7 protein-coding genes are annotated in these 4,164 nt (G+C 66.8%); 3 read left to right on the plus strand and 4 right to left on the minus strand.

Annotated features, from left to right (window positions below; translation table 11 throughout):
- From cpaB to RT567_RS11065, 3 genes are all read right to left on the minus strand, one after another.
- The coding region (cpaB, locus tag RT567_RS11055; RefSeq protein ID WP_313576426.1) for a Flp pilus assembly protein CpaB at nt 1-904 on the minus strand (904 nt) is incomplete at its 3' end.
- A 121-nt stretch (nt 905-1,025) separates the two neighbouring features.
- Entirely contained in the window at nt 1,026-1,538 is a 513-nt protein-coding gene (locus RT567_RS11060; protein ID WP_313576427.1) for a prepilin peptidase, read from the minus strand.
- Nucleotides 1,539-1,660: 122 nt separating this feature from the next.
- The gene (locus RT567_RS11065) at nt 1,661-1,843 is read right to left on the minus strand and encodes a Flp family type IVb pilin (RefSeq protein ID WP_087140625.1); all 183 of its coding nucleotides are present in this window, start codon (nt 1,841-1,843) and stop codon (nt 1,661-1,663) included.
- Between the two features lie 282 nt (nt 1,844-2,125).
- Between RT567_RS11065 and RT567_RS11070 the strand changes: the two genes are divergently transcribed.
- The 3 genes from RT567_RS11070 to RT567_RS11080 are packed head-to-tail and all read left to right on the plus strand — an operon-like array spanning nt 2,126 to nt 3,622.
- Nucleotides 2,126-2,515 (plus strand): pilus assembly protein N-terminal domain-containing protein, encoded by a 390-nt coding sequence (locus tag RT567_RS11070; protein ID WP_313576428.1) that lies wholly within the window; start codon nt 2,126-2,128, stop codon nt 2,513-2,515.
- A gap of 25 nt (nt 2,516-2,540) precedes the next feature.
- A complete protein-coding gene (locus RT567_RS11075; RefSeq protein ID WP_313576429.1) occupies nt 2,541-3,047 on the plus strand; it encodes a TadE/TadG family type IV pilus assembly protein in 507 nt (168 codons plus the stop codon).
- Complete coding sequence (locus RT567_RS11080) at nt 3,044-3,622, plus strand: TadE/TadG family type IV pilus assembly protein (protein ID WP_313576430.1); 579 nt, start codon at nt 3,044-3,046, stop codon at nt 3,620-3,622. The genes RT567_RS11075 and RT567_RS11080 overlap by 4 nt, the downstream gene beginning before the upstream one ends.
- Here RT567_RS11080 and RT567_RS11085 read toward each other — a convergent pair.
- On the minus strand, nt 3,619-4,164 hold a 546-nt coding region (locus RT567_RS11085; protein ID WP_313576431.1), incomplete at its 5' end, for a chorismate-binding protein. The genes RT567_RS11080 and RT567_RS11085 overlap by 4 nt on opposite strands.

The raw sequence follows: 4,164 nt of genomic DNA on the forward strand, positions 1-4,164 counted from the left end.
GACCCTCGCGATAGACGCGCACGACCGAACCCCCGCCCGCCGCCCGCCCGCGCACCGCGCCCGGCACATGGCCCGAAGGACCGGCGGTATCGGCATAGGAGCGCAGCACCAGCGACAGCTCGCCCTCGGACTTGGCGAGGGCCAGAACCTCGGCGTCGCGGCCGGTCAGCTCCAGCGTCGCCGTGGCGCCGACCACCGCCTGCTCGTCCTCGGCGGCGCGGGTGCTTTGGTCGATGGCCAGAACCTTGACGTTCCGCATCACCGTGGCGGCTGAATATTTGGTCCCGCCCTCATCGCCGGAGCCCTTGACCTCGCGGGTCAGCAGCACGTCCACGCGGTCGCCTGGCAGGATGAAGCCGCCCGCGGCCGTCTCGACCGTCACGCGGATCGCCATGGCCCGCATGCCCGGCTCCAGATAGGCGGCCATATAGCCGCTGTCGCCGGCGCGCACGATCTTGCGCGCCACCAGGGGCTCGCCGGCCAGAATGGGTTCACGCACCACGGCGCCGATATAGTCCGACTTGGCGCCCGGCGTGTTCAGTTCGGCGACGGCCTTCATGGCCTTTTCCACCGTAGCGCCCTTGGCGTCGCCAGAGCCTTCGACGGCCGCGTTCTCGGCGGCGGCGCCCTCGGCCTTGGAGGGCGGCGGCGGGCCGTCGGTGATGAAGAGGGGGTTGAGTTCGTCGGCTGGCCAGTCTTTCCAGCTCAGGTCCGCATCGACCAGGCGACGGCCCGGCTCCAGATCACGCGCAGCGACCAGCACCCTGGCCATGGGCCGCGTCTCGACGGCGGCCGTGGCGGTGGCCGTCGGCTGCCCCGACGACCCCATGGCGCGCACGACCAGCGCCAGACCGATGGCCGCGAGGGCTGCGATGCAGATGACAGCGATCTTGGCGGGTTTCATCCAGTGTCTCCGGCAGACGCGATCGCGCGAACCCGGATGATCCGCCCCCTGCCTGTCAGAGATAATGGCCCGTCATGGTTAACGCGCCCCTAAGCTGGACCGCCCTTGACGAACAACGTCATCAGCCCGCGATGTAGGCGGTCATCAGCGGACTGGACGGATAGGCCAGCAGGGCGCCGATGGCGATGGCGACGCCATAGGGAATGTCGCCCTTGGGCTGCATCAAGCGCATGACCCAGCCGGGACCGCTCTGAGCGAAGAAAGGCAGATGGCTGCGCGCGGTCATCAGCAGAATGCAAAATCCGCCGCCCACCAACGCTGTGTAGAAAACAAAGAGCACGCCGCCCGAAGCGCCCATCCACAGCATGGCGGCGGCCAGCAGCTTGGCGTCGCCGCCGCCAATCCAATTCGCCGCGAACATCCCCATGCCGACGACGAGCATCGCGATCGCCAGACCGACCGAAACGCCCACCACGTCCAACGGCAGACCCAGCGCCAAGGCCGCCGGGAAGAAGGCGACGAGCAGCACCCCCGAGATCCAGTTTGGGATCTTCATGGTGATCAGGTCATGCAGGGCTGCGCCGATCGCCAGAACAGGCAGGACGACCAGCAGGATCATGGGCAGTTCGGTCATACGCGCACCCTAGGCCTGGTTTCTTAAAGGCAGGTTGTCGTTCAGCAGGTCGTGTTTCTGCGCCTAAAAGAAAGGCCGGAATGTCTCCATTCCGGCCTTCCTCAAAGCTGCTTATCGGTCGCTTAGGCCGTCTTAGGCGGCGTCTTCATGTCGGTCGTGACCTTCTTGAAGGTGTCGTTGAGCTGAGTGCCCAGAGCGGCGACGGCGCCGATGATGACAACCGCGATCAGAGCAGCGATCAGGCCGTATTCGATGGCCGTGGCGCCGGATTCGTCTTTAGCGAAGCGCGTGATGAAGTTACGCATGTTATGTCTTCCTTCTTTCAATAACGAGCAGATGACCCACTATCAGGGTCGTCGGTTTTGCCCGCTTGACCCCCGTTTGCATGAAGACAATGCGACGACGCCCCTTAAGAGCGGGTAAAATCTCGACGCCCCCACGCAATATTGATGGTTACTTTCTTGTTTACTAGAATTCGTCCTTGATTTCGGAGCTCGCCGGGAATTTCAGGGTTTCTTGACCTTTGACCGTCAGCTTCCACGTGCGGCGCTCGCGCGCGCCCGTTCTGATCCTCACGGAGGCCCGCCATGCGCCCAGCTTCTCTTCTCGCCGCTCCCCTGGCCGCGCTGCTTGTTCTGGCCGCACCCGCCATGGCGCAGGAGCGTCCGCTGGACGTGCAGATCGACCAGGCGACGCGCGTGCAGCTGCGCGCCCCGGCCGGATCGGTGATCGTGGCCAATCCGCGCATCGCCGACGTCACCGTCACCGACGCCCGCACCCTGTTCATCACCGGCAAGAGCTATGGCCTGACCGAGATCATCGCCGTCGACGCCCTGGGCCGCCCCCTGTTCCAGCGCCAGGTGGCCGTCAGCCCGGGCGAGACCGGCTCGGTGCGCGTCTGGCGCGGCGGCGAAGCGGTCGAAGTCGCCTGCGGAACTCGCTGCGCGCCCGCCGCACGCCCGTCCACGGCGCCCTGACCCCATGCAGCGGGGGCTAAGCCTGATGCATCGTCGGCGTCGCCGCGAGGGCTCCACCGCCGTGGAGTTCGCCCTCGTGGCCTTCCCCTTCTTCATGCTGCTGTTCGGCATATTGGAGATCGGCCTGCTGCTGCTGGTCGACGCCCTGGTCGAAACCGCCGTCTCCGACGCCGGACGCCAGGTCCGCACCGGCCTGGCCCAGGAACAGAAGCTGGAGATCGAGGACATCAAGGAGCGCTTGTGCGCCAATATGAGCGTCTTCGCCGCCGACTGCCCCAGCCGCGCCTTCATCGACATCCGCGTGGTCGAGGGCTTCTCACCCCCGTCCGACGCCGACCCGCTGAAAACAGGCGTCTTCGACCCCAGCGTCCTGACCTACAGGCCGGGCTCCCCCGGCGACCGAGTGCTGGTGCGCGTCTGGTATGAACACCCCATCGTCAGCCCCTTTATCGCCCAGGCCGTGTCGCGCACCACCGATCGTCGCGTGATGCTGACCACCACCCTGGCCTTCCGTAACGAGCCCTATCAATGAGGCGCGTCGCATACATCCGGCTACTGAGCCGCCTGTTGCGGGACCGGCGCGGCGTCTCGGCCATCGAGTTCGCCCTGATCGCGCCGGTGATGATCGTGATCTATTTCGGCCTGATCGAATTCACCCAGGGCTATATGGCCGAGCGGCGAGCCGGGCACGTCGCCTCTATGGTCGCGGATCTGGTGGCCCGGTCGGACGGCGCCAACGTCAAGGATCTAGAGGGCATCTTCGCGATCGGCGACATGATCATGCGACCCTTCTCGTCTGCCCCCCTGTCGATCCGCGTCTCAAGCGTCACCGTGGATGCGCGCGGCGTCGCCACGGTCGAATGGAGCCGCGCCAAGAGCGCCAAGGACGCCGACGGCGTCGATATCATGCCTGCCCGCAAGCGAGGCGATCCCATCACCGACCTGCCGCCCGACCTGATCACGGACGGCCAAACCGTGATCCTGGGCGAGACGAACTACGGCTATGTCTCCGCCTTCGGCCAGATGATACCGGGCGGCATAAGCTTTCAGCGGAATTACTACCTAAGGCCGCGGACAACCGACCGGATCGCCTGCACCGACTGCTAGTCGGCGCCGATCAGAGCGTCCTTCAGCGCACGGAACTTGGCCTCGGTTTCCAGCCGTTCGGCGCGCGGGTCGCTGTCGGCGACAATCCCCGCCCCCGCCAGGGCGCGCCAGCACCAGCCGTCCGCACCACGTTCGAACGCCGCCGTGCGGATCAGGACCGAGGCCGTCAGCCGCGCCTCCTCGCCCAGTCCCCAGCCGAACAGGGAGCCGCACCACGGCCCGCGCGGCGGTTCATGGCTCGCGATCACCTTCATGGCCTGATGCTTGGGGGCGCCGGTGATGGAGCCGGGCGGAAAGGCGGCTTCCATGACCTCGGCCGGACCGACGCCCTGCGCCGCCTGGGCGCTCACCGTCGAGACCAGATGATGCACCGTCGGATGGCTCTCCAGCTCGAACAGGCGCTCGACCTGGACCGAACCGGGCTGCGCCGCCCGCCCCACGTCGTTGCGCATCAGATCGACGATCATCAGGTTCTCGGCCCGGTCCTTGGCGCTGGCGACCAGCTCCGCCGCCAGGGCCGCGTCGCGCGCCGGATCGGGGTC

The organism is Brevundimonas sp. (assembly GCF_032107865.1).
In the GTDB taxonomy this organism is placed as follows: domain Bacteria; phylum Pseudomonadota; class Alphaproteobacteria; order Caulobacterales; family Caulobacteraceae; genus Brevundimonas.

Coding starts and splice junctions, on each gene's coding strand:
- RT567_RS11060 (WP_313576427.1), bottom strand. CDS start 1,538: ATGACCGAACTGCCCATGATCCTGCTGGTCGTCCTGCCTGTTCTGGCG.
- RT567_RS11065 (WP_087140625.1), bottom strand. CDS start 1,843: ATGCGTAACTTCATCACGCGCTTCGCTAAAGACGAATCCGGCGCCACG.
- RT567_RS11070 (WP_313576428.1), top strand. CDS start 2,126: ATGCGCCCAGCTTCTCTTCTCGCCGCTCCCCTGGCCGCGCTGCTTGTT.
- RT567_RS11075 (WP_313576429.1), top strand. CDS start 2,541: ATGCATCGTCGGCGTCGCCGCGAGGGCTCCACCGCCGTGGAGTTCGCC.
- RT567_RS11080 (WP_313576430.1), top strand. CDS start 3,044: ATGAGGCGCGTCGCATACATCCGGCTACTGAGCCGCCTGTTGCGGGAC.